This window comes from Pseudomonas sp. NPDC078416 (assembly GCF_050268485.1).
Classification (GTDB): domain Bacteria; phylum Pseudomonadota; class Gammaproteobacteria; order Pseudomonadales; family Pseudomonadaceae; genus Aquipseudomonas.
Genome location: NZ_JBNNGV010000018.1, coordinates 35,498 through 59,366, shown reverse-complemented (window position 1 = coordinate 59,366; position 23,869 = coordinate 35,498). Strand labels below are relative to the sequence as shown.

17 protein-coding genes are annotated in these 23,869 nt (G+C 60.7%); 5 read left to right on the top strand and 12 right to left on the bottom strand.

The window, feature by feature from the left end:
- Positions 1–67: 67 nt before the first annotated feature.
- From ACQKEN_RS16460 to ACQKEN_RS16445, 4 genes are all read right to left on the bottom strand, one after another.
- Positions 68–1,591 carry a fumarate hydratase gene (locus ACQKEN_RS16460; protein ID WP_074884606.1) on the bottom strand — a complete coding sequence of 508 codons (1,524 nt, stop codon included), beginning with the start codon at positions 1,589–1,591 and terminating at the stop codon, positions 68–70.
- 250 nt (positions 1,592–1,841) lie between these two features.
- Positions 1,842–4,232 (bottom strand): RHS repeat-associated core domain-containing protein, encoded by a 2,391-nt coding sequence (locus ACQKEN_RS16455; protein WP_427687039.1) that lies wholly within the window; start codon positions 4,230–4,232, stop codon positions 1,842–1,844.
- Positions 4,233–4,324: 92 nt separating this feature from the next.
- Positions 4,325–6,958, bottom strand: coding sequence for a hypothetical protein (locus ACQKEN_RS16450; RefSeq protein WP_427687037.1), 2,634 nt, complete (start codon positions 6,956–6,958; stop codon positions 4,325–4,327).
- Between the two features lie 81 nt (positions 6,959–7,039).
- Entirely contained in the window at positions 7,040–8,047 is a 1,008-nt protein-coding gene (locus ACQKEN_RS16445) for a hypothetical protein (RefSeq protein ID WP_427687036.1), read from the bottom strand.
- Positions 8,048–8,373: 326 nt separating this feature from the next.
- Between ACQKEN_RS16445 and ACQKEN_RS16440 the strand changes: the two genes are divergently transcribed.
- Together ACQKEN_RS16440 and ACQKEN_RS16435 are read left to right on the top strand one after the other, a co-directional pair.
- A complete protein-coding gene (locus ACQKEN_RS16440; RefSeq protein ID WP_427687035.1) occupies positions 8,374–9,495 on the top strand; it encodes a GGDEF domain-containing protein in 1,122 nt (373 codons plus the stop codon).
- Positions 9,488–10,426: an iron-sulfur-binding ferredoxin reductase gene (locus tag ACQKEN_RS16435; protein ID WP_427687033.1), complete on the top strand. Its 939-nt coding sequence runs from the start codon at positions 9,488–9,490 to the stop codon at positions 10,424–10,426. Before ACQKEN_RS16440 ends, ACQKEN_RS16435 begins: the two co-directional genes overlap by 8 nt.
- Positions 10,427–10,464: 38 nt before the next feature.
- On the opposite strand, the gene ACQKEN_RS16430 is transcribed toward ACQKEN_RS16435, so the two are convergent.
- Positions 10,465–11,697 (bottom strand): hypothetical protein, encoded by a 1,233-nt coding sequence (locus tag ACQKEN_RS16430; RefSeq protein WP_427687031.1) that lies wholly within the window; start codon positions 11,695–11,697, stop codon positions 10,465–10,467.
- A 226-nt stretch (positions 11,698–11,923) separates the two neighbouring features.
- Positions 11,924–13,375 carry a pyruvate kinase gene (gene pyk / locus ACQKEN_RS16425; protein WP_122535986.1) on the bottom strand — a complete coding sequence of 484 codons (1,452 nt, stop codon included), beginning with the start codon at positions 13,373–13,375 and terminating at the stop codon, positions 11,924–11,926.
- Between the two features lie 179 nt (positions 13,376–13,554).
- On the opposite strand from pyk, the gene ACQKEN_RS16420 reads away from it, so the two are divergent.
- Together ACQKEN_RS16420 and ACQKEN_RS16415 are read left to right on the top strand one after the other, a co-directional pair.
- Positions 13,555–13,929, top strand: a complete 375-nt coding sequence (locus ACQKEN_RS16420; protein ID WP_074884629.1) for a tetratricopeptide repeat protein — start codon at positions 13,555–13,557, stop codon at positions 13,927–13,929.
- Positions 13,930–14,242: 313 nt separating this feature from the next.
- Positions 14,243–14,602 carry a PilZ domain-containing protein gene (locus ACQKEN_RS16415; RefSeq protein ID WP_427687029.1) on the top strand — a complete coding sequence of 120 codons (360 nt, stop codon included), beginning with the start codon at positions 14,243–14,245 and terminating at the stop codon, positions 14,600–14,602.
- An 11-nt stretch (positions 14,603–14,613) separates the two neighbouring features.
- On the opposite strand, the gene ACQKEN_RS16410 is transcribed toward ACQKEN_RS16415, so the two are convergent.
- Positions 14,614–15,969, bottom strand: coding sequence for a DUF58 domain-containing protein (locus tag ACQKEN_RS16410; protein WP_427687027.1), 1,356 nt, complete (start codon positions 15,967–15,969; stop codon positions 14,614–14,616).
- On the bottom strand, positions 15,966–17,042 hold the full coding sequence (locus ACQKEN_RS16405; protein WP_427687121.1) for an AAA family ATPase: 1,077 nt from the start codon (positions 17,040–17,042) through the stop codon (positions 15,966–15,968). The genes ACQKEN_RS16410 and ACQKEN_RS16405 overlap by 4 nt, the downstream gene beginning before the upstream one ends.
- A 300-nt stretch (positions 17,043–17,342) precedes the next feature.
- Here ACQKEN_RS16405 and ACQKEN_RS16400 point away from each other — a divergent pair, with 300 nt between their 5' ends.
- Positions 17,343–18,989, top strand: a complete 1,647-nt coding sequence (locus ACQKEN_RS16400) for a diguanylate cyclase domain-containing protein (RefSeq protein WP_427687025.1) — start codon at positions 17,343–17,345, stop codon at positions 18,987–18,989.
- Between the two features lie 83 nt (positions 18,990–19,072).
- Here the strand turns inward: ACQKEN_RS16400 and ACQKEN_RS16395 are convergent, their stop codons facing one another.
- From ACQKEN_RS16395 to ACQKEN_RS16380, 4 genes are read right to left on the bottom strand one after another with little or no spacing between them, the layout of a single operon-like run.
- The gene (locus ACQKEN_RS16395; protein WP_427687023.1) at positions 19,073–20,293 is read right to left on the bottom strand and encodes a DUF4350 domain-containing protein; all 1,221 of its coding nucleotides are present in this window, start codon (positions 20,291–20,293) and stop codon (positions 19,073–19,075) included.
- A complete protein-coding gene (locus tag ACQKEN_RS16390; protein WP_427687021.1) occupies positions 20,290–21,948 on the bottom strand; it encodes a DUF4129 domain-containing protein in 1,659 nt (552 codons plus the stop codon). Before ACQKEN_RS16390 ends, ACQKEN_RS16395 begins: the two co-directional genes overlap by 4 nt.
- Positions 21,935–22,915 (bottom strand): stage II sporulation protein M, encoded by a 981-nt coding sequence (locus tag ACQKEN_RS16385; protein WP_427687019.1) that lies wholly within the window; start codon positions 22,913–22,915, stop codon positions 21,935–21,937. The genes ACQKEN_RS16390 and ACQKEN_RS16385 overlap by 14 nt, the downstream gene beginning before the upstream one ends.
- Positions 22,912–23,649, bottom strand: coding sequence for an RDD family protein (locus tag ACQKEN_RS16380; RefSeq protein WP_427687017.1), 738 nt, complete (start codon positions 23,647–23,649; stop codon positions 22,912–22,914). Before ACQKEN_RS16380 ends, ACQKEN_RS16385 begins: the two co-directional genes overlap by 4 nt.
- Positions 23,650–23,869: the final 220 nt, after the last annotated feature.

The window sequence follows — 23,869 nt, the reverse complement described above, 5'->3', positions numbered from 1 at the left end:
ACAACTCATCGCCCACAAAAAAGCCCGACTCACAGGTCGGGCTTTTTCGTTTTAGCGATTGAAACGGTTACTGCACTTCTACCGCCAGGCTTTCACTGATCTTCTTCTGCCAGATGGCGGGACCGGTGATGTGAACCGACTCGCCCTGGCTGTCTACTGCAACCGTGACCGGCATGTCCTTGACCTCGAACTCGTAGATCGCTTCCATGCCCAGTTCCGGGAAGGCCAGCACTTGCGACTTCTTGATCGCCTGAGCAACCAGGTAGGCAGCGCCACCCACGGCCATCAGGTAAACGGCTTTGTTGTCCTTGATCGCTTCGATGGCGGTCGGACCGCGCTCGGATTTACCGATCATGCCCAACAGGCCGGTCTGCTCGAGGATCTGGCGGGTGAACTTGTCCATCCGCGTCGCAGTGGTCGGACCGGCAGGCCCCACCACTTCATCACCGACCGGATCGACCGGGCCGACGTAATAGATGAAGCGACCCTTCAGGTCCACCGGCAGGGTTTCGCCCTTGTTGAGCATCTCGACCATGCGCTTGTGCGCCGCGTCGCGACCGGTGAGCATCTTGCCGTTGAGCAGGACGGTTTCGCCCGGCTTCCAGCTCTGCACGTCTTCCGGCGTCAGCGTGTCGAGGTTGACGCGGCGCGCCGACGGACCGGCTTCCCAGACGATCTCGGGGTAGGCGTCCAGCGGTGGTGCTTCCAGCGAAGCCGGGCCGGAGCCATCGAGCACAAAGTGGGCATGACGGGTGGCGGCGCAGTTGGGGATCATGCACACCGGCAGCGATGCGGCGTGGGTCGGGTAATCCATGATCTTGACGTCGAGCACGGTGGTCAGACCGCCCAGGCCCTGGGCGCCGATGCCTAGCTGGTTGACCTTCTCGAACAGCTCCAGACGCATTTCTTCCAGACGGTTCGACGGGCCGCGCGCCTTGAGCTCGTGGATGTCGATGGACTCCATCAAGACTTCCTTGGCCATGACCGCAGCTTTCTCGGCGGTACCGCCGATGCCGATGCCAAGCATGCCCGGTGGGCACCAGCCCGCGCCCATGGTCGGCACGGTTTTCAGCACCCAGTCGACGATCGAGTCGGACGGGTTGAGCATCGCCATCTTCGATTTGTTTTCCGAACCGCCGCCCTTGGCCGCCACGTCCACTTCCACGGTGTTGCCCGGGACGATGGAGTAGTGAATGACCGCCGGAGTGTTGTCCTTGGTGTTTTTGCGGGCGCCGGCCGGATCGGCGAGGATCGAGGCGCGCAGGACGTTTTCCGGCAGATTGTAGGCGCGACGCACGCCTTCGTTGATCATGTCGTCCAGGCCCATGGTCGCGCCATCCCAGCGCACGTCCATGCCGACGCGGACGAACACGGTAACAATGCCGGTGTCCTGGCAGATCGGCCGATGGCCGGTGGCGCACATGCGCGAGTTGATCAGAATCTGAGCCATGGAATCCCGTGCGGCAGGGGATTCTTCACGCAGGTAGGCCTCGTGCATGGCCTGAATGAAATCAACGGGGTGGTAATAGGAGATGAACTGCAGGGCGTCGGCGACGCTCTGGATCAGGTCATCCTGCTTGATCACGGTCATGGGCGTTCTCCTCTCTCAGGCGGGAACTTTGAATAGGGCTGTTCGCGCAGGGTGTAATGGACACTCGCGTAAACGGCCTTTGGCCCGGCTGCCCATCAGGCGCCGCGGCAGGAAAAGGCGCGGCAGTATAGCGCCTGACCGCCGGCGCGACACCCTGCCGCAGGGTAAACGTTGGTATTAACGGCAGGGGGCGCTGAATGGCAGGGTGCCGGCGCTGCTTCAGCCCGTGCAGCGCTGCGGCGCGGGCGAGTCAAGCGGGAGAATAGGTCCGCGGCGTGGCGAATCCGTAATTCGGGCCTAAGTGAAAACCCTGATCTCTTCCGCCTTTCAACCGTTTGAGGGGCAGGGTCGTCACGATGCCGGTAGGGGTTTGGTGGTACCCAAACGATCCAATATGGCTGGGACCGCCCACGTAAATGACCTCGTCGTAGCCGATGACCGGCCTGCGCAGTACGTTGGCGATTTCCTGTGCGGCGCCGCTGGATCCACCCTCGCACGCCAGCAGCACCAGTGGCCGGTGAGCCTCGTATTCGGCCAGACGAGGCGCTATCTCCCGTTTTGCGACATTGGCAGCCGGCTCGAAGATCCCCTTGGCGTTCATCAGGTAGCCTTCTGGCGTGCCGTGTGTTTCAAAGCCCTTCAAACCGCTCTCTCCCCAGAGTGCTTTATGAAACGTCACATCATGTTCGCCGCGGGTTTTTTCAAAGAGTATTTCAGCGCTGGACTCTCGACGCACTGGCACAGAAGGGCTGCCGGGTTTGCGCCCTCCGATCCTGGCGACCGATCCGGCGAGGCCGCTCAGCGCGCCAGCCGCCAGCCCTGTCCCAAACGAAACCCAGCCCAGCACGTTGCCGACGCTCTCATCCGCGCCGGTGGCCTGGCTTATCAGCCCTGCAACCCCTGTGGCGACGGACGCGACGTCCAGGGCGCCCGCGCCGATGATCATCGCTGCACTCGGCGTCAGTGCGGCCCATCCGGCATAACCGAACGAGGCGATGACCGTAGACGCCGCTCCAAAGCTGGCGACCGCTGCAGCGATACCAATCGCCAGACCTGCCCCTGCCAAGAGGTAATTGACCCAGCTGTGGCCGTCAGGGTCGATCCGATTGACCGGATCCCCCGCACAATAAGCGTAAGGGTTGATGCCGCCCTTGCCGAAAGGGCTTTCGCTGTCGGGGCTTAAAAAGCACATCAGCACCGGATCGTATGGACGATAGTCCCCCAGAATCTGAATGCCGGTCAGCGGTTCGTGGCGCTGGCCTGCGTAGCCGAATGGCACCGCGTGTGTATTTCGGGACTCCATACCGTAAGCGCTGTAGCGGCGTGTTCGCACCGTGCTACGGGACTCAAGGCGCACGCTTCCCTGCCCATCTGCTCCCAGCAACGTGGTTTCGCGCAGAGCCGCAGTGACTTTACTGACGGCAAACAGGCCCGTTTCACCGGAGTTGAATTGCAGGCTGACGTCGCCCGTCATTTCGTGGGTCAGTTCTTCGCCGCTGTAAAAGCTGCGGCTCAGCGTGCCGTCGACCGTGCGATCGACCAGACGGCCATGAGCCGTGTAGCCGTACTGGCAGGACCGGCCATCCTGGCGGATTTCAATCAGGCGATCCTGGGCATTCCAGACCATGCGACGTCCCAGGCTGTCACTGACGACGCGCCCGCAGTCGTCATAGTTGAGCTTCACTTCCCCGGGCCATGACGGGTGGGTATGGGTGACCAACTCCAGCTGAACCGGGTTGTGGGTGGCGTAGGTGAAGCGGGCCTCATCGACGCTGGTGTCGGCATAGGTGGTCACCACTTTTTCATGACCATTGAGGGAATTGTAAGTGAAGGCCTGGCTGATGATGGGATTGCCGAAGGGGTCTTCCGGGGCTGCGTCGGCGTCTGCGGCAAAGCCGACCAGGCGTCCCCTGATGTCGTATTCGAAGGTCTCCTTACGGGGCCGGGAGTCTTCGGTCCAGATGCGCGAGGTGATCTGGTCCAGCGCCGAATAGCTCAATGTCTGAGTGCAGATGTGCGACTGGCCGTCGGGCGTCACGGCGGTGAAGGTCCGCGTGTGCTCGCGTCCCAGACTGTCGTACGTCAGTGCGGTGGTCAGTTTTCCCGCGTCGAGCTGATCCATGACGGAGATTTCAGCGAGGCGGGAAAGGGCGTCGTAGCGATAGCGGGTAACGAGATGACCGACTCGGGTTTCCGAAACCCGACCATGGCTGTCGAAACTGCGCCGATGTGGCGTGCCCATCGCGTCATCGAACCCTTGAAGCAAGCCGTTCAGCGAATAATGCCAGCGGGTCCCATGGCGGGCATCTCCAACGGTCCACGTGTCCTGATCGGGCTGCCCGGACGGGGTAAAACCGAAGGACTCGGTACCCAGCGCACCGCTTGCCGAGGCGGGCATGCCCAAGGGGTGATAGGCGATGGTCTGCGCTGGCTGTTCGTGAGGAGTGACACTGAGCAAACGGTTGTTCAATTCCGGCTCGTAGGTGAATTCGACGCGTTTGCCGTCGGCCAAGGTGTTGGCCGTCGGCGGAAGTTGTCCTTTGGCGTAATGAAAGCGCGTGAGATAGCCCGCTGCTTCCACCGAAAGCTGACGACCCAGGCCGTCGAAGGTCTGACGACCGATTATCGTGGCGTTGTTCATGTTTTCGATCCTTCGAAATGTCCCATCCAGTGGGAAGCCTGCGGTGTGCCGCAGGCTTCCCGTTCATGACTTCGGGTGCTCGGATGCCGTGCTCAAGACGCCAGGGTGACGAGGGGCGCGGTGACGGCGATTGACTCAGGGTGGTTGTCATCGCTGTGAGCGGCGAAGGTCCAGTTCACGACCGTGTCGTCAGCCAGCCGCTGCTCGACGATGCGCCCGTATGCGTCCAGCTCAACGCACGTCACGCGATCTGCCTCGCCAGGTACCCGGAGGGTTGTTCGGGTAATACGGTCCAGTCCGTCCCGCTGCCATTCTTTGGACCGAATCAATACACCGTCGGCGTCGTACAGCTGTTCCTTGATCGCGCTGCCAGCCGCATTGTGCTGCGTGAGCGTACTTGGCCCCTTGAGTGATCCACTCTGTTGCCAGCTGTTGGCAGTGAGGCTCACCGGGTTGTGCTCGGTATGACTTTCGACACCCTCGGGGGTAATGCTCAGGCTTGCCTGGCCCCAGTCATCGTAGTGCGTCCGGGTCGTCAGTCTGAGTGCGGTCACGGTCGCCGGATCTTCCGGATCGCGCAGCCAGTCCTGCTGCGTTTCGCTGACCGTGCGGCCTTCGGCGTCGAACACACAGCAGGCAATTTCACGGAACACGTCAGGGGCGTGGTCGATGTCTTCAAGCTCAACGCGGACAGTGCGGCCCTCGCCATCGAGCCATTGGCGACGACGCTGACCCGTCGAATGACGATGCTCGATCATCACCGGATTCTCGTTTCCGGTCCTGCAATCGTGTGCTTTCTGATCGTTCACATGGTAGGTGGAAGTGCGCCGGGCTTCGTAGCGGCTGTCATCGGCGGTCACCGCAAGCGTCACGCGACCGAGCGCATCGTAGACGTAACGGGAGACGACGCCAGCCTGATTCCGTTCCCGTGTAAACCTTCCCGTAAGGAGCGATCGGGCGCCGCTTTGAGTCGCGCGCACGAGTGCGGTGTTCTCGAAACCGGTGAGAGAGGTGTGCGTGCTCAGCTCGTCCTCGCTCAGCTCATAGCGGAAGCTCGTCGTGGTGGCTTTGCCGTTGAGTGTCGTGACTTTGCTGTCGAGGCGTCCATAGTGCGGTCCCGGTTCAGTCACGTAGGTCTGAGTGGTGGTTTCCAGCAGGCGCCCGCGGCTCTCTTCCCGAACGGTCTCGCTGTTTACCACGACAAACGCGGGTCCGCCTTCAAGCTTTGAGGCCAGCGCTTCGTAGGTGTAGGTGGTGGAGATGACGGGCGCGCCGCCGTAAGTGCCGTCATCGAGGCGCGCAGGTTTGATGGTCTTCTTCTTCAGATGCCGGACCATGCCCAGTGCGTTGGGCGGACAACCGGTGCCATCGGCCGAAGCGGGGGTGCCTTCGGCGGGGTAATACTCGCTGTGCTCTTCTACACCGGCGGGCGATCGGGTGAATATGAGGTTGCCCGACACGTCATAGCGATAGTCGGTGTGCTCGCTGCGTTGCAGACCTGCGCGACTATGGTCGATGTAGGTGACGGTCTGCTGATGCGGCAGTTGGTACCACGCGGGCTGGCCGTCCCAGTCGGCCTCGGGGTCAAGGCCGAAAGTGGTTTCGATGCGGCTCTCGGCGCTGCCCCGGCGTGTTACTTCGCGGGTCATTAAGTGGAAGCGGTTCCACGTCCGGGTGAGGGTCGCAAGTGTGTCACCGTCAGGGCCGGCCAGGGTTTCAACGACTTCGTAGTCGTAATCCTGATCGACCTGATAGAGGTTGTCGCGGCCTTGCTGCCAGTCGAATGCCTGTTCGCTGCCGAACCCCAGGAAGTTATGGGCGCCGGACCATTCGTAGGAGCGGGTGAGCGCGGTAGCGTCCGTTCCCGCTGAATGAGTCCACTCCAGAACCCGGGGCAATACCTCGAAGGGTGCACCGGGCGGCAGACGGTGGCCTTCTTCGCCGGTGGCCCAGATCACTGAATCGGTCGCGCCCAACGGGCTGGAAAGGCGGGTGGGCAGCAGAAGGTGGTTCTGGGCGTCGAGGGCATGATGGTCGTAGACGATGGAGAAGGGCGTCTCGATTCCAGGCAGGTGGATGTCACTCAGTTTGTCGTTGGCCAGTTGCAGGCGCACCGTCTCGTCCTCGCGTCCCGGCACCGAAAATACGACTTCGGCGCCATCGGTTTTCACCTCGAGCAGAACCCGGGTTTCATCGCGGATCGTTTCAAGGATGAAGTCGTCATTGCCATGAGGCGCCCATTCGACGAATACGCGATTGCATTCCGGGCTTCGCAGCTCGGTGGTCAGGTAGCGCGCGCTGTCGTGCTGTCGGGTGAGTATTTCGGTCTGACCGTTTTTCTGATCCACGCGGAACACATCTTCCTGCTCGCACGTCACCACCATGGATTTGAGTTTGGCGTCGAACAGCTTGAGCTCACTGCCCGGTGTGAAAGTGGTGTCGTCCAGGTCGACGGCGAACTGTTCACCCGTCGACAGGCGCAACGTCGGCGCATCCTGTTGCAGATCGAGTTCGCTCAAGTCCAGCGACCAGCCCAGTCCGAACCCTTTGTTGCGGGTCGAGCCGAGTACACCGAACGTGAGGGTGGGCGTGAGAGCCGGGCCGGCCAGATTGTTGGCCGGCAATAGAGGCAGTTTGAAAGCGACGGTGAATTGTCCGGTGCGGGCATCGACACCCGTCTTTATACAGTCCATGAAGTTGCTGGCTTGGGTATGAATGCTGGACATGCGAATTCTCTTTAGTGGTAAGCCATTAAGTGAAAAAAGCGCGTCAAGAGGGGCGATATGACGCGCCGGCTCAAGTTCGACTTACATGTCATGCATGATGAAATCTATCTCATTGCCCGAATTCTTTTGGGTCATTTCAATGCCGTGCCAATTACCATATTGGTCAAACACTATCCAGCGCTTCGGACCGTACGCCGGGGCGTCGGGCGCCAAACCGGCCGGGCCGATCAGCTCCATGCGTAAAAAGCTCATCGCCCCGGGACGAGTGTTTATTGCGACGGAAACATTTTGATAGCTGAAGTCTCGTGCAGCTCCAGGTTTGAATCCGTAGTGAAACTGGGTTTCGTTGTAGTGGATGCCGGTGAGTGAAAAAAGCGGGTCGGCGTTTTTCCAGTCGTCGTAATAATAAGTGCTCTGGTCGCCATCCAGCGGGACGCCGTGGACAATCCTCAACGTCCGCTCGGCAAACTGCAGGTAATAGACGTCAATGTCTACGGCGGTCTTCTCGTTGTCGGTGGAGCCTTCGAAAGCATGGACTCGCTCCAGCGTAAAGTCGGTGCGTCTGCGGCGCGGGGAGCTGAGGGTCTCCAGTTCGACATGCGAGTTGAAACGTGACGTGCTGGTAGCGTACTGAACCCCCTCTTCTTTCATGATTGCCGCATAAATCTTGTAACGTTCGCCACCATGGGCCAGTGTGGAGATATAGAAATCCCGGCTCCGCGCTGCGGACTCGCGCAGATTGTGAGGCGCAAAACCCGACGCGGCGTAGTATTCAAACTGTGTATTCTTTTTGAGCGATACCCTGAAAAAATCTTCCGGCTCGGCGTTACTGTTTTTCGCCCATTCTGAACTCCCGGCACCTTGGCCGAAGCCACCGCCCAGATCGCGATAGTCGCTGCCGTCCTTAATCAGGAAGATCCAGATGCTGTCCATCTGTTGATCGGTAATTTCCTGTCCTTTGATGGGTGTCAGGCTGACCGTGACTTTGACTTGCTGATTGCCATTGTTATAAAGCTTGTTCGAGTTGGACGTGACGTCAATCTTGAATTTGCTCAGCCATTTGGCGTCATCTTTGAATTCGATTTGCATGGGTAACCTTCCGTGGTTGTTGGGTGCAACCTGAGGTTATGCGTATGAGTCGTCCGAGCTGGCATAAATATATATAGAGTGCATCACGAGGTTTAACATGATGTTTCGTGCGAAAGTCGCCCCCCACCGGACACGGTCGCGTCGAGTCGTACCAGATTCCTTACACTCAAACGGTACTATCTTCGCGTCGGGCGACGGGCGCGTTGGCGAAACGCGCCGTTTCCTCTACATTGGCACTCTTCCCGGATGATCGAAGCGTTCGCTTGCATCTTCGACCAGCGGCGCGAAGCAGGCCCCTGTGGCCGGACAGGACGAAACCCTACACGATGACCAACCAGCCTCTTTTAGACGGATCTATCCAGCGCTTGCGGCTAAAGCGTTTTGGCCTGGCAACCGGCACCTACGTGTTACTGATCGTGCTCGTCATGGTTGCGTATTGCACCGGCTACTACCACTCGACTTTTTTTGGCGTCTGGCTCGCCAGCGTCTCTGTGCTTCTGATGCAGGGCGTGCTGAGCCTGGTGTTCTTCGGCGGCTACAACCAGCGTTTCAAGGATCCCAGCCTGACCGAATTTCAAGTGCTCATGGGGCTGTGCTGGCAGACGTTTGTGCTCGCCCATATGGATTCGGCCCGAGGCACTTTTCTGGTGTTCTATGTGCTGGTGTTGCTGTTCGGTCTCTTTCACCTGAGACCCAAAGTCTTTCTTCGCTGCTCAGTGTTCGCCTTGCTGGGCTTCATAGGGCTGAACCTGTGGGATGCGGCGCACGACCAGCTCGACGATCCGGGGCTCGCCGCGCTGCAGACCTGCGCGCTGTTTATCATCTTCTCCTGGCTGTGCCTGTTCGCACGCTTCGTCCAGAACTCGCGCAACCGCATGCACCAGCGACGGATCACTCTGCAGGCGCATCAGGAAACCTTGCGCGGCATGATGTTGCAGCTCGAAGAGCTGGCGTCCACCGACGAGCTCACCAACCTCTATAACCGCCGTCACTTCCTGCGCATCGCCACCCGCGAACTCGAGCTTATGAACGGCAACTACACCGCAGGCCTGGCGCTGATCGACCTGGACCACTTCAAGCGAGTCAACGATCTTCATGGTCATGCTGCGGGCGACCGGGTGCTGCAGATCTTTGGCCAGACCGCCGCTCAGTGCCTGCGGGCCGATGACATTCTGGCCCGCTATGGCGGTGAAGAGTTCGTGTTGCTCATTCCGCGCTGTACCCGCGCTCAACTGATCGACTGCTGCGAACGCATCCGCCTGGCCTTCACCCACGTCACGCTGCCTGAATTTCCAGAGCTGGATCTGAGCCTGTCGATCGGGATGGCCATCATTGAGCGCGGTGACCGCATGGACCGCGCTTTACAGCGTGCCGATCAGTCGCTGTATCGCGCCAAGCACCAAGGCCGCAATCGCTGCCACGGCGCCTGGGATTACGCCGATGCCTGAGTTGCAGGTAGGCGACCGGAGATGGTCGGTCGCACCCGGGAACAATTTGCTCGACGCCTTGAACGACGCCGGTCTGTCCGTCCCCTACAGCTGCCGTGCCGGCAGTTGCCATGCCTGCATGGTGCGCTGCGTCAGTGGCGAGCCTCTGGATACACAACCTGAAGCACTGGACTCGACGAGGCGCGGTCAGGGCTGGCGGCTGTCGTGCCAGTGTCAGGTGGTTGGCGATCTGACGGTGGAAGTCTTCGACCCGTTGCGCGATGGCCTGCCAGCGACCGTCGTCGGTGCGGACTGGCTGAGTCCGTCGGTGCTGCGCCTGCGACTGAACCCCGAACGTCCGTTGCGCTATCGCGTCGGCCAGCATCTGGTGCTGTGGACCGAGAGCGGCGTAGCGCGGCCTTACTCGTTGGCGAGCGTGCCAGGGGACGATCCCTTTTTGGAGTTTCATATCGATTGCCAGCGCCCGGGCGCTTTCACTGATGTGGCGCGTACGCTGGAAAACGGCGATCCGGTCCGCCTCGGCGAACTGCAGGGCGGCGCGCTGCGTTATGACCCTGACTGGCAGGACCGGCCGTTATGGCTGCTGGCAGCGGGTACCGGGTTAGCGCCGTTGTGGGGAGTGCTGCGCGAAGCGTTGCGGCAGGATCATCAGGGCGACATCCGCGTGTTGCATCTGGCGCGCGATGCGCAGGAGCATTACCTGACGGACGCCTTGAGCGAGCTGGCGACCCGGCACTCAACTCTTTCCGTGGAGTCGATTGAACTGCCGGCCTTTGCGGCTGTGCTGGGCGGATTGCGCGTGACATCCCGCCAGACCATCGCGCTGGTGTGCGGATCACCCACCAGCGTCGAGGCGTTTTCGAAGCGGCTGTTTATCACGGGGTTGCCCCGTGGTCAGGTGCTCTCTGACGAGTTTGTCGAGAGAGGCTGAAGTCCGCCAACCCTTTGCCGGCTCCTCACACCATGCGCTCAGGCGAGAATACGCGTGACGAAGCTGCCGCCGGCTAGCAGAATCCTTTCCTCGACGGCTTTTACGTCATACGGAGTTGAAGACTCGGGTATGCCGGGGTAGTCGAGGCGTACCCAGCCTGAATCGGTCCCGAACGCACGATCGAGAGAGCCATCGGTGTTGTAGCGCGCGACAATGAGGTAGCGGGGGTCAGACGTATGCCCTGCAGCGACGAGTTTGTCTCCGTCGTACGCTGCACTGAGCCACTGGAACAGATCGGGGACTGGGTCGGGGTTAAACGACTCATCAATTCTACCGTCCTTATCAAGACCAATAAGCGCTGCATTGCCGTTTGCACCCCGACCGCAAATGATCAGGTTCCCCTGCGTCGTTTCAATGCAGCCGTTTACACGAAAACCGGCATAGTTCTGCAGTGGAAGTTCTACGAAACCGCTTCCGCCATTTCCAAACCCAACATCCAGTGCCCCCGTATCGGTGTACCTGACCAAAAACGGGTAGAAGTCGCCGGATTCACTTCTATGCTCGCCGACGGCCAAGATCTTTCCCGACGCCAAGACCAATAACGCATCCAGTGAGCTGGACCCCAGCGCCTCAGGGTAATGCACGTAGCCCACCTCATTGAAGGAAGTGTCCAGTTGGCCGGTGTCATCAATCCGGTAAATAACCGTTCTTTTCTCGACGGAGTACCACCAACCGACTATGAGCTTGCCAGAGGGTGTTAATCCGGTTCGCATGGGTGACGGGAGTGAATAACGTTGGCCTTCAACATCCGGCATAGGGTCGTTATCCGGTATTCCGTCGTTGCTTAGGGTGCCAGGATAAGGGAGCTGCAAGATGCCGCCTTGTCCATAGTCCGGGTCCAGGGTGCCGTCGTGTGAGTATCGCGTTGCACAGGGAATAATCGGGCTACCAAGGGTCGTGGTGGTCACCACAATTAACGTCTTATCCTGTTCGGCCTCGAAAGCGCCGATTGCCACAGATCTCTGTTGCGCCATGACCTGATCCTGAATAACGCCGTTTTTGCCGAAGCTTGCGTCAACGGTGCCATTGTTCAGCAAGCGCGTTACAAGAAACTTCCCTTCCTCAGTACTTGAAGAGCCCCCAACCAACGGGCTAGTCCCGGGCGCCCAAGTCAAATTGCCTGCATATCCCATGGAAGCCGGTAAGTTGGCCAGTCCATCGGTACCGAAGTCTGGATCCGGCCCTCCACTGACAAATGCGTCCTTGTTCATTTGATTTCCCCTTCCGATGGTGTTTTGAAAACTTGACTGTAGGCCTGTGCCTGTGCCGAATCTACTGGCATAAATGACAGTCGAAAGCGCCTGTTTGAACTGACTCTTGCTCAGACAGACTGTGATGGTCGGCCTGCATCTGCCCCACCGCAGTCAGGGCGGGACAGAGGGAATAAAAAAGCCCCGCACTCTCACGAGGCGGGGCTTTTTGGTGTTGCGGTGCCGCTTAAACCATTGGGTCGCCGACGTGCAGGATCTTCATGCCGTTGGTGCCGCCGATGGTGTGGTAGCTGTCGCCCTTGGTCAGGATGACCCAGTCACCTTGCTCAACCAGACCGCGCTTGACCAGTTCGTCCACAGCCGACTGGCTGACCTGACCTGGCGGCAATGCCGCCGGGTCGAACGGAATGGTGTAAACGCCACGGAACATCGCCGCGCGCGCCTGGGTGCCGCGGTGCGGGGAGAACGCGTAGATCGGTACCGATGAGCGAATGCGCGACATGATCAGCGGGGTGTAGCCGCTTTCGGTCAACGCGATGATCGCCTTCACGCCAGGGAAGTGGTTGGCGGTGTACATGGCCGCCAGCGCGATGCTTTCGTCACAACGGGTGAAGGAGTGACCGACACGGTGGCTGGAGGTCTTGCCGGTCGGATGACGCTCGGCGCCGACGCAGATACGCGCCATCGCTTCAACGGCTTCGACCGGATAAGAGCCGGCGGCACTTTCAGCGGACAGCATCACGGCGTCGGTGTAGTCGAGCACGGCGTTGGCCACGTCGGACACTTCAGCGCGGGTTGGCATCGGGCTTGAAATCATCGATTCCATCATCTGCGTGGCAACGATCACCGCCTTGTTATGGCGACGTGCGTGCAGGATGATTTTCTTCTGGACGCCCACCAGCTCGGCGTCGCCGATTTCCACGCCCAGGTCGCCACGGGCAACCATGACCGCGTCACTGGCGCGGATCAGCGCATCGAGGGTTTCGTCGTCGGCAACGGCTTCGGCGCGTTCGATCTTCGCCACCAGCCAGGCCGTGCCGCCGGATTCGTCACGCAGCTTGCGCGCGTATTCCATGTCGGCCGCATCACGCGGGAACGAAACGGCCAGGTAATCCAGGTCCATTTCTGCAGCGAGCTTGATGTCCTGCTTGTCTTTCTCGGTCAGCGCCGGAGCCGTGAGACCGCCGCCGCGACGGTTGATGCCTTTGTGATCCGACAGCGGGCCGCCGATGGTCACGGTGCAATGCAGTGCATCGGCGGTTTGCGTGTCGACGCGCATGACCACGCGCCCATCGTCCAGCAGCAGCTCGTCGCCGACGCCGCAGTCCTTGACCAGATCGGGGTAATCGATACCGACGATGTCCTGGTTGCCGTCAGTCAGAGGATGGCTGGTGGAGAAGATGAACTTGTCACCTACCTTCAGCTCGATCTTCTTGTTGACGAATTTGGCGATGCGGATTTTCGGGCCTTGAAGGTCACCCAGCAACGCGACGAACCGGCCGTTCTTGGCGGCGATGTCGCGGATCAGCTTCGCGCGAGCCTTGTGCTCGTCGGGCGTGCCGTGGGAGAAGTTCAGGCGGGCGACGTCCAGGCCAGCAAGAATCAGCTTCTCGATGACTTCTGGCGAATTACTGGCAGGGCCCAGTGTGGCTACGATTTTGGTGCGGCGAACGGTCATGCACAAACTCCTTAAATGAAGCGCAGCGAGAGGCTACTACTGTATTGCGCTGTAGTCATTGTTCCTTTGCACTACCTGACCCCCTGATCGCTGGGCAATCGGCAGGCCGGCGGCGCTCAAATCGGCCTTGAAGAAATCCCGGAATACGCCGATACAAGGGCTGAGCACAGGAGACTCTCATGCGAATCGTGATGATATTAGTGGCGCTGCTTGCCTTGGGTGGCTGTACCCGCTGGGCAATGAACAGCCATTTGAACAATGCCAACCGCGCCTACGCCCAGGGCGACTGTGACGCGGTGATGTACAACCTGTCGAAAGTCGATCGGGAAAGCCGTTCGCGTCGCTACGTACAGCCCGAAGTGTCGATGTTGCGTGGCCAGTGCCTGGAACGCCAGAAGTTCTACATGGATGCGGTGCAGACCTACCAGTACATCATCACTCAGTTCCCGGAAAGCGAGTATGCGTTCCGCGCCAAGGCCCGTCTGGACACCCTGCATCAGCTTGGCCATGACAACCTGGCGCCGCCCGCCACACCGCGCGCTGCTTCACGCTAGTTACACCCGAGTGGATATACGGTCACGTTTCCGGGTGGATATCGGGAGAACCTGAGCTAGGCTGCGATGAGTAGGGACCTAAGTGTTTTGACGAACGTGGCAGCGCCACTGATCCGAAAGCGGGGCGATAGGTGTGGTTATCGCAAATCGGCCGCTCGTATCAGTGACTTTTGCCAGTGCCGGATGAGTCAGATGTCGTCATCGGTTTTTCCACTGATGGATTCTGGCGACACGGGTCTGGCAGTTCCGTGCAACCGAATCCCAAAGCACTAGCGCGGCCATGCTCAATGGTCATCTCAGGGCGAGTGTCCGAATGCTTAATGAAAGACGAATAGAACGTCACCAACTGCCTTACTACCTGCAAGTGTTCAACCGGTACACCGATAAACCGTTGGGTTGCCTGGGGAACGTGTCAGAGCAGGGCTTGATGCTGATCAGCGATCTGCCCATTTTGGTGGGGGCCGAGTTTCAGCTGCGCCTTAAAGTGCCCGACGGCAAGAACGGCCTCTACAACATCGATATCGACGCCAGCTGTCTGTGGTGTCATGAGGACGAAACCCCGCGCATCTTTGATTCCGGCTTCCGCCTGCAAGCGGCGCCTGCGGAATACTTCGTTCTCATTCAGGCCTTGCAGCACTACTTCAGTTTCTATCCGCTGGAAGCGTCTGCCTGAAGCCAGGCGCCCTACAGGGCGCCGGCCTTCTTCCAGCTCATGTATCGGCTCACCAGCTCCGGCCCCAGCTCTCTGGGGCGCACATCCAGCACAGGGATTCCATGGGCGATCAAACGCTCGTGCAGTCCGCTGCGTGCGTTGAGCAGGTCGACCGTTCCGCAATAGTCAACGGCCTGTTGCCAGGTCTGCACCGGCGTTTGACGAAGGTCGTCCAGCACGGCCTCCCGCAGACTGGCAATCAGCACCCGGTGATGGCGACTCAGCTGTTTCACCGCTTCGAGTAATTGCTCGTCATCCTCGTCCCGCAGGTTGGTGATCAACACCACCAACGCCCGGCGCTTCTGCCGCGCGAGGATGTTTCGCATCGCCACCGCGTAATCGGCGGGGCGCTGGGTCGCGTTGACGTTGTAGAGGTGATTCAACAGCACGTTCAGCTGGCTGGCGCCTTTGGCGGGCGGCAGATGTCGGTCCTGTGCGCCCGCGAAGGTGGAAAGACCGACCGCATCGCCCTGACGCAAGGCCACGTAGCTCAGCAGCAGACAAGCGTTCAGCCCGTGGTCGAAGTGGGTCAGCTCCCCGTCGTGGCTGCGCATGCGTCGGCCACAGTCGAGCATGAACAGGATCTGCTGGTCGCGCTCATCCTGATATTCCCGCGCAATGGGCGCGCGATGCCGGGCCGTGGCTTTCCAGTCGATCTGACGCAGGCTGTCGCCTTCACGAAATTCGCGCAGTTGATGAAATTCCAGGCCCAGTCCCCGACGCGGTTGCTGGCGAATGCCGATCTGCCTGAGCCAGTTCTCGACGCCCAGCAGTTGCCCGTTCTGCAAACGCGCGAAGTCCGGGTACACCCGCACGACGTCATGGTTGGGCACATAGCGCCGGGATGACCACAGGCGCAACGGGCTTCGCATGAGGACCTCGGTCCGTTCGAAGGTGAAATCCCCCCGACTGGCCGGGCGCAGTCGATAGGTCAACTGGGCCGTGCGTTGCGGGCGCAGCACGACGTCCTGAGGCAGACTTTCGGTTTCATAGCGGGCGTCCGGCTCTGAGGGGCCATGATCAAAAAGAGTCATGTGCAGCGCGCGGGGTGAATCGTATTCCAGCTCGACCCGCACCTCGCTCCAGCGTCCCATTCCCAGACTGCCGGTCAAGTGCCGCTTGACCCGAGGGGAGGGCAGGCGCCACAGCCAGGCCGCATCCAGCCCCGCAAGGGCAGCCATTCCCCACAGCAGGGTCCAGAAAAGGCCGTCCAGACGCGCAACGGGACCTCGTCCCAATGCCTGCAGAATACCGAGCAGCACCGAGACGCCGAGCAGAACGGCCAGCCACCAGAGCATCCGTGTCGACGGCTTGAGCAGTTGCTTCATCGACGCGGCGCTGCCACCTGATCCAGCAATTGCTTGAGCACTTGATCCACCGACAACCCTTCGATGTCCAGCTCCGGCGCAAGCCTCACGCGATGACGCAGCACCGCCAGGGCACAGCCTTTGACGTCGTCGGGCACCACGAACTCGCCGCCACGCAACAGTGCCCGCGCGCGGGCTCCCCGAATCAGTGCGATGGACGCACGCGGCCCTGCGCCGAGTGTCAGGCCCGGCCAGGTGCGGGTGGCGCGGGCCAGCCGCACGGCGTAATCAAGGACCTGTTCATCCACCGGCAGATCGCCAGCGATGCGTTGCAGCGCCAGCACATCTTTTGCCTGCATCAAGGTGCGCAGGGGCTGGACGTCGAGCATGTCGGAGCGCGTCGAACGGGTGACCTGGCGGACCATATCCAGCTCTTGATCAGCCTGGGGATAATCCATACGCACTTTGAGCATGAAGCGGTCGAGCTCGGCTTCGGGCAGTGGGTAAGTGCCTTCCTGCTCGATCGGGTTCTGCGTCGCGAGCACCATGAACGGTTGCGGCACCGGCAGCGCGCGGCCCTCCAGGGTGACCTGACGTTCCTGCATCGCCTCAAGCAGCGCGGCCTGAGTCTTGGCCGGTGCGCGGTTGATCTCGTCCGCGAGCAGCAGATGGGTAAACAGCGGCCCCTTGCGCAGCTTGAACTGCTCGCTCTGCATGTCGTACACGGCATGGCCGGTGACATCGCTGGGCATCAGGTCAGGGGTGAACTGAATGCGCGCGAACTCGCCGCCGAAACACCGGGCGAGCGCCCGCACCAGCAGCGTCTTGCCCAGCCCGGGCACGCCTTCCAGCAACACATGGCCACCGCCGATCAGCGCTGTCAGGACATCATCGATCACCGCGTCCTGGCCGATGACGGCTTTTTGCAACTCGTGCCGCACCGCCTGCGCCAGATGAATCGCACGCTGGCGCTGCTGCGCCGGATGGCTGCCCGAAGCGGTGGCCGGCTCGCTGTGCTTGTGGTCCGCGGCTGCGGGTTCAGGGATGGGAAGGTGATTGGCCGCGTGGCCTGGCTCGGTCGGTTGATCGCTCAGCGATTCATGAACCTTGCCGACTGTTGAATCTGTTAGATCTGTCATTGATCAGGTGCTTACCTAATTCAGCGGGTTTCGAGAGTGTAATCGCACTTTATCAACGCAACCCGAAATACCACGCAGCAGCACCCGAACACGCCTCGAATGGACTGATTTCACGGTGTATACAGATGCGCGACCGGTGGGCGTGGCGATCAGCCCGCACCTTCACCCCTCCAGAAATCCGGTGTGCAGCCGACATTGTGTGGAACACTGCCTAAGGACGGCGGCCCTTCCGATCTCCGGCACGGTGTAAACGCGATGATTCTTGCTTCTCTCCATAGTTTACGGGCGCAGGTCGCGATCGTTGTGGCAATCCTCGTGCTTGTCCTGAGCTGCATATTTGGCGCCGTCATCGGTGAATCCTCGATTTCCAGTCTGAAGGAGCAGACCGGGCTGCAGCTCACCGAGTCCGCTTATTTAATGGTGGACCGTCTCGACTTCGACATGAACGCCCGTGCCAAAGAGCTTGCAGTGCTCAGTGACCTGGAAGCGCTGCGTGACCCGGCACGCGCGGGCCAGGCGCGCAGGCTTTTAAATAGCCTCAGCCACAACTTTCCCAGTTATTCCTGGATCGGTCTTACTGACGCCCACGGCACGGTAGTCGCTGCTACCAACAGCGTGCTGGAGGGCGTGGACATTTCAAAACGACCTGTTTTCGCCAATGGTGTCGACAAGGTCTTTATCGGCGATGTACATGAGGCGGTACTGCTCGCCAAGCTCCTTCCCAATCCCTCCGGGGAAGCCATGAAGTTTGTCGACATCAGCATGCCGGTGCGGGATGAATCCGGACGGCTTGCAGGTGTTCTCGCCACTCACCTTTCCTGGCAGTGGGCCTATGAGGTGGGCAGGACCCTGTTGGAGCCTTTGCAGCGGCGTTTACCGAGTCTGGAGTTCCTGGTCATTGGCGAGGACGGAACAGTATTGCTCGGGCCCCGGCAACTGATTGGCCAACCCCTCGGCCTCCAGCTCCCCCGGGTGGTCAGCAAAAGCGGCTCGGTTGAAACCTGGCCGGACGGTATTCAGTACCTGACCGGCGCTGCCAAGAGTGTGGGGATTGGCGATTACGCCGGCCTGGGATGGACGGTGATTGCCAGGCAACCTGTGACCGTTGCGTTTGCCGAAGCCTTGAAGGTGCGCAGCGAGATCTTTGCCTGGGGCAGTGCACTCTCCATCGCCTTCGCGATCATTGGCTGGTTTGCGGCAGGGATGATCACCCAGCCGGTCAACAAAATCGCCGACGCGGCTGCTCGCCTGTCTGAAGGCGCCAATGTGAGTATTCCGTTACTTCACGGTTCGCGGGAAGTAGAAACACTGAGTGTCGCGATCCGCCACCTCGTCGACAGTCTGACGTCGAAGAGAAGCCAGTTGGCGATGGTTGAAGGCATTGCCTACCGAGATGTGGTGACCGGCCTGCCTAACCGAGCGGCGCTGGAAAAATATGTCGAGGCTGTGCGCAGCGAATGGAGAGAGGGACTCAGCTACGGCGTTCTGTGTCTGGACCTGGACGGATTCAAGTCCGTCAATGACCGTTTCGGGCATGCCACGGGTGATGCGCTGCTTCAGCAAGTCGGAATGAGGCTTTTGGCCACGGTACGTGATGGGGACATTGCCGTGCGTCACGGTGGCGACGAATTCGTGCTTCTCCTGGCCTTGCGCCCAGGTGAATCGTTATCCAGCGTTCAGCGCGCCGCTCAACGGGTGATAGCGAAACTTGCGGAACCGATGACCCTCTCTGGCGAGGTTATTAACGTCAGTTCCAGTATTGGTGGGTCTGTCTGGACAGGCGGTGCTTTTACCGACGTCCTGGCGCAGGCCGATGAGGCGCTGTATCGGGCCAAGCGTGCGGGAAAAGCTCAGGCACAGTTTTACGATATCGCCGGTCTGTCACCTGTTTCCGATGCGTAAAACGCTTGGCTGGCCTGGCATGACTGGAGATTCACGAGGCTGGTTGTCCTGGAATGGATCGCCACCGTTGCCACGGTGCCAGATCATAAAGCGTTTCTCAGGGTTTGCAGGTACGCAACCTGTCGGGTGAATTCGCTGCTGGACAGGCGTTGCTCGGGCCGGGGTCTTAACGCCTGACCTATGTTGCTGGTGGACTGACGCGTCATGCGCGCCAGTGTCTGCCACTGCTCGGTAACGGCCAGGGTTTCAAAACCGGGATGCCGTTGCCGGGCGCGGCGCAGGATGTCCTGCTGCAAGGCGCGCAACGCGGCGTGCTGACCTTCGCGGCGGAGCATGAAGTCGGCGCTTGCGCGCAGGTGTTCGCCGAGCTGACGGCGGCCGCGCGACAGGATGGGCAGCATCGGGCCATGGCGCATGCCGGCATGCCACAGCGTTGCGATGAGGCACAGCGCCAGAGCGAGCAGGGCCTGTGGGAAGTATTTCCAGAGCAGGCCGAACAGGTTGTCGTGCTCAGTGCGCAGCACCATCGTGACGGCGCTGTCCTGGCTCAGGTACCAGAGCAGCCAGGCATTGTCGTATTCGCCGATGGCGTGGGTCTTCCAGAGGTCGGCGTCGGTGACGACAGTGATCAATCCGGAGCCGTACACCATTTGCAGCAGGTGCGTGGCATCAGCGCTGTTGGCCCATGACCGTGCATGATCCTCGGGGTCATCCAGATGGAAGGCGGGGTCGAAGCTCATGTAGGCGGGGTCGTCTTCGTTTTGCACGAACAGCCGGGTCAACTCGGGCCACGGCGTTTCGGGGCCTTGAATGTCCGGCGTGCTCAACGGGATGACCGGCTTGAGCTGTTCGCGCTGTCGTTCGCGGTCCTGCTCCAGCAGGTCCTGGGTAAGGAATTGATGAATCTGCAATTGATCCAGCAACAGGTCGCCGCTGCTCCCCTTGGCGGGGTCCCACAACTGTTCGGCAACAAACAGAAGGCGGCCGCCTGACCGGGCCCAGGCCAGCAAGCGCTTGACCTCGGACGGCGTCATGTTCTCGCGAAAATCCAGCAGCATCAGCGTTTGCGGCTGATCCTTGATGTCAGGAAGAGAGGCGAGGGTTTCGGCCGTCTTCACCGGAATGTTTCGCTGACGCAGGAACGTCTGAGCGGCAAGGTAGGGGTTGGCCATCGCCTCGGGAGAAGGGCCCTGGTCGACGGTTTCCTGATAACGCTCAAGCCGCTTCAGCACAGGCACACTGGCAATGACGATGCTTGCCAGCATCAGCGCGGCGACCAGCCCGATGATCCAGCGCCGGCTCATGCCCCTGCTCCCGGTGCGAACAACTTCCGCCAGCCTGAACACAGCGCCTGTCGTGCCTGATCCGGCGGCAGCTGATGCCCATAGGCGAGATTCTGCCAGTGGCGCGTCAGCTCATGGCTGAAGTCATCGAGGGATGACTGCTTGAGCTCGGCGATACGCGCCAGTATCTGGCCCTCGGTGTCCGCGCTTTTCAGCGGCAACTGGTAATCGGTCAACAGGCGGCTCAGCAGTGCGCGGTAAAGCAGACTCAATGCCTCGCGCGGTGACTGTTGCCACAGCCTTTCCGCTGCATCGGCGACATCCGTTGGCAGGGTTTCAGCGCGGACCTGCAGGCCAAAGAGTTGGTGAGGGATGTCTTTTGGTGCAGTTGGCTTGCGTGGGCTTTTACTTACGAAGGTGGCGAGCCAGGCGCGATACCGCCAGATCACCCACGCGACCGTGAGGCCGAGGAGCGTCCATAACAGCGCCCCGAAAACAGCCGACAGGGTTTTGCCCACGTTGAGCGCGCCGACGACCAGTCGCGCCAGCCAGTTGGGTGTCTCGGCTGACTTGGCATCCTGCGTGGCGTCATGCTTGGCATCGTGTTTGGGCTGGGCGATGCGCCACCCGGACACTGGTTTGGGATTTTTGAACGGCGGCTGTTCAAGCACGGCATGGATGGCGTTCTGTGACGCCTGGCTGGTCAGCGGCTGATTGAGCAGACGAGGTGAATCGGGCGGCGCCACGTCTTCGTCAGTCTGCGGGTTGTCCAGCGGCGGCAGCGGGCAGCTATTGCCCGACTCGCTGGGGATTTCGTCTGCCACTGACGGGTCTGTCATCGAAGGGTTAGACGCCGACGCTGCCATGGCTGAAGACGGTAGCAACGTCAGCGCGAGGACGCCGCCCAGTAACAACGCCAGTGCGCTGCCGAGCACGCGCTGACGCAGCTTGCGGAAGCCCAGTTCGATGTCCCACGCCTCCAATGCGGTTCGGCGATTGAGGTACAGCGCAAACCCGCACGACACATAAACCGGCCCCCAGACGATCAGGACCAGGGCATAGAACCCGTTGGTCAGATGTTCCAGCCAGCTCCACTCACCCTCGATGTCCAGCAGGCTGCGCCATGACCAATCGGCTTCGATCTGCGGCGGAATCATGGCGTAGAACAACACCATCAGGCCGATCCAGAAAGTCATTTCAAGCGTGCTGCCCAGGGCGGTCAACAGACGCGCCGCCCCGGAATCCTTCTGGCCAAGCACGGCAATCCGCTGGGCACGCGGCAACCCGTCGAGCCCTTCCAGTTGCTGCACCGGCTGATAGAAGCTGCGGCTAAGGCTCAGACGCCGCCATGTCAGGCTCGCTATCAACTGCGGTTTGAGTGCGGACGGAAAACTTTTCAGCGCCTGCCTGAGCGAAGGTGCCGAGCCAAACAGCGCCTGGGACAGAATCAGCAGCGGCAAGCGTTCGTAGGCTGGCTTCAGCCACCAGAACACCAGCACAGCCACTGACGGGTAATCCCACAACAGCAGGGTCAGCAGCGCGAAGATCGGCAAGGTGACGATCGCCCAGCTGGTCATCAGCAAGGCGCGGTGCCGTTGCGCCAGGAGAACGCCCAGGTCGATGGCCTCCCAGGATGTACGTGGGCGTATGACAACGCTGGTGTCAGTCAGGCGCATGGGGCGTCCGTCCAGCGAGAGTCAGGTAGGCGCCGACCAGTAGCCACAAAGTAGCGCCCACCCCATATTTGGCCGCCGCTGGCGGCCAGCTCATCGACGACCAGTACGCTTCAATGAATGCAGCGATGAGCAGGAACATCATGACCCCGCCAACCAGTCGCACACTGATCCGGGCAGCGTGGCGAAGCGCCTCGCCTCGCCGCAGTCTGCCGGGAGCGACCAGCGCCCATCCGAGTTTCAGCCCCGCCGCACCCGCCAGCATGATGCCGGTCAGCTCGAAGGCGCTGTGCCCGACCACGAACGGCCAGAAGGTTTGGCCCATGCCGGCGTCAGTGAGATGGCCTGCAACCGCGCCAATCATCAGCCCGTTGAAGAACAGAAAAAACAGACTGCCGACGCCGAAGAACAGGCCGCTGGCGAAGGTCTGGAAAGCAATGCCGACGTTGTGCATGACGTAGTAACCGAACATCAGCCAGTCAGTACTCGAGGCGCGTTCGGCTGTCTGCCCGATGCGCCGTGCGGCGGGCTCGTACATCGCGTGCATTTGGGCGACATCGGCCGGGCTGACGACGCTGTACACCAGATCCGGATAGCCGTAGACCAGCAGCGCCATGAGCGTCAGGCTTCCGAAAAACAGCAGGCCGGCAAGGCCGACCCATCGCCATTCGGCACGCACCAGCCGCGGGAAGTCTGCCAGCACAAAGCTCAGCAATTGCGCAGTGAACCGGCTTCGGTGGCGATACAACTGCTGGTGGCCGCGCATCGCAAGCTGTTGCAGTTGTTCGACCAGATAACGGGCGTACCCACGGTCAATCGCCAGCGCCAGGTGTTGGCAGATCTGACGGTATTCGCGGCTGAAGCCCGCGCCGGATTCGCTTTTGCGGCGACTGCGTTCCAGCGCCTCAAGGCGCGTTTCAAAACGCTGCCAGTCTTCTGCGTGACGTTGTTCGAACAGGCTCTGTTTCATGATGAACCGGCCAGGCTGCGAGCAATGCCATTCAATTGCTGGACCGGAGAGTGCGGATCTGGCGAGGTAGACAGCTGCAACGGCTGCGTGACGATCGCGGCGAGCTCCTGAGCCCTCGCCGTAGAAAGTGTGCCGTGTCGCTCGGCAAAGGCTTGCAGGGTGCGCTGCTCCTCCAGCAAGAGGGGCAGCGGCGGATTGATCGCAGTGGCTTGAGCCAGTGGCGGTCGTTGCGGGGGTAGATCCCGATAGATGACCAGCGTGCCGGCCGCCAGGTCCCCAAGGCGCTTGAACAGCGGGTGCTGCAAACAGGTGAACCCGCCAACGCAGTAGCCAAAGGGCAACATGTCGACGAAACGCAGCAGGTTGCGCAGCACCGAAGCCGACCAGCCAATCGGCGTGCCGTCATCGTGAATGACCCGCAGCCCCATGATCTGTTTGCCCGGGGTGCGCCCCTGATGCAGCACCTCGAAAAGCACCATGTAACCCCAGGTCCCGAGAAACAGCGCGAGCATGAACAGTCCGGTGCCGAAGTCGCCCAGTGTTCCCAGCACAAAAAACAGCGCACCCAGCAATACGCCACGAATCATCAGGTCGATGCCGAACGCAATTGAGCGGGACAATAAACCGGCGGGGCGCAGGATGAGGTCGATGCCCTCGGGCGTTTCCAGGTGAACACGGGTGTCCAGCAGGGCAAGCGGTGCAGCACATCCTGGCTCTGCATGGGAAAGGGACATAAGGAAAGGTACGCCGGTGAAAGAGGTTTGATGCTAGCCACGCTTGAGTGGGTAAGCAACAGGATGATTCTGGACGCTGTGTGGGAAGGGTCCTGTTACAACTTGCTGTCCATCGACAGCCGCCACTTTCGCACAAACTGTGTCGCAGTATCCCGGGCCGTGGGGTGTCTTCGCTGGCGTCAGACGTGCAAGGGCATCTGTTAAACTCGCCCGGTCTTTT

What these genes read in the sequence shown, in the direction of transcription:
- ACQKEN_RS16420 (WP_074884629.1), top strand. Translation starts at nt 13,555, where the DNA reads ATGCGAATCGTGATGATATTAGTGGCGCTGCTTGCCTTGGGTGGCTGT.
- ACQKEN_RS16380 (WP_427687017.1), bottom strand. Translation starts at nt 23,649, where the DNA reads ATGTCCCTTTCCCATGCAGAGCCAGGATGTGCTGCACCGCTTGCCCTG.
- ACQKEN_RS16415 (WP_427687029.1), top strand. Translation starts at nt 14,243, where the DNA reads ATGCTTAATGAAAGACGAATAGAACGTCACCAACTGCCTTACTACCTG.
- ACQKEN_RS16445 (WP_427687036.1), bottom strand. Translation starts at nt 8,047, where the DNA reads ATGCAAATCGAATTCAAAGATGACGCCAAATGGCTGAGCAAATTCAAG.
- ACQKEN_RS16450 (WP_427687037.1), bottom strand. Translation starts at nt 6,958, where the DNA reads ATGTCCAGCATTCATACCCAAGCCAGCAACTTCATGGACTGTATAAAG.
- ACQKEN_RS16430 (WP_427687031.1), bottom strand. Translation starts at nt 11,697, where the DNA reads ATGAACAAGGACGCATTTGTCAGTGGAGGGCCGGATCCAGACTTCGGT.
- ACQKEN_RS16455 (WP_427687039.1), bottom strand. Translation starts at nt 4,232, where the DNA reads ATGAACAACGCCACGATAATCGGTCGTCAGACCTTCGACGGCCTGGGT.
- pyk (WP_122535986.1), bottom strand. Translation starts at nt 13,375, where the DNA reads ATGACCGTTCGCCGCACCAAAATCGTAGCCACACTGGGCCCTGCCAGT.
- ACQKEN_RS16440 (WP_427687035.1), top strand. Translation starts at nt 8,374, where the DNA reads ATGACCAACCAGCCTCTTTTAGACGGATCTATCCAGCGCTTGCGGCTA.
- ACQKEN_RS16460 (WP_074884606.1), bottom strand. Translation starts at nt 1,591, where the DNA reads ATGACCGTGATCAAGCAGGATGACCTGATCCAGAGCGTCGCCGACGCC.
- ACQKEN_RS16410 (WP_427687027.1), bottom strand. Translation starts at nt 15,969, where the DNA reads ATGAAGCAACTGCTCAAGCCGTCGACACGGATGCTCTGGTGGCTGGCC.
- ACQKEN_RS16385 (WP_427687019.1), bottom strand. Translation starts at nt 22,915, where the DNA reads ATGAAACAGAGCCTGTTCGAACAACGTCACGCAGAAGACTGGCAGCGT.
- ACQKEN_RS16395 (WP_427687023.1), bottom strand. Translation starts at nt 20,293, where the DNA reads ATGAGCCGGCGCTGGATCATCGGGCTGGTCGCCGCGCTGATGCTGGCA.
- ACQKEN_RS16400 (WP_427687025.1), top strand. Translation starts at nt 17,343, where the DNA reads ATGATTCTTGCTTCTCTCCATAGTTTACGGGCGCAGGTCGCGATCGTT.
- ACQKEN_RS16435 (WP_427687033.1), top strand. Translation starts at nt 9,488, where the DNA reads ATGCCTGAGTTGCAGGTAGGCGACCGGAGATGGTCGGTCGCACCCGGG.
- ACQKEN_RS16390 (WP_427687021.1), bottom strand. Translation starts at nt 21,948, where the DNA reads ATGCGCCTGACTGACACCAGCGTTGTCATACGCCCACGTACATCCTGG.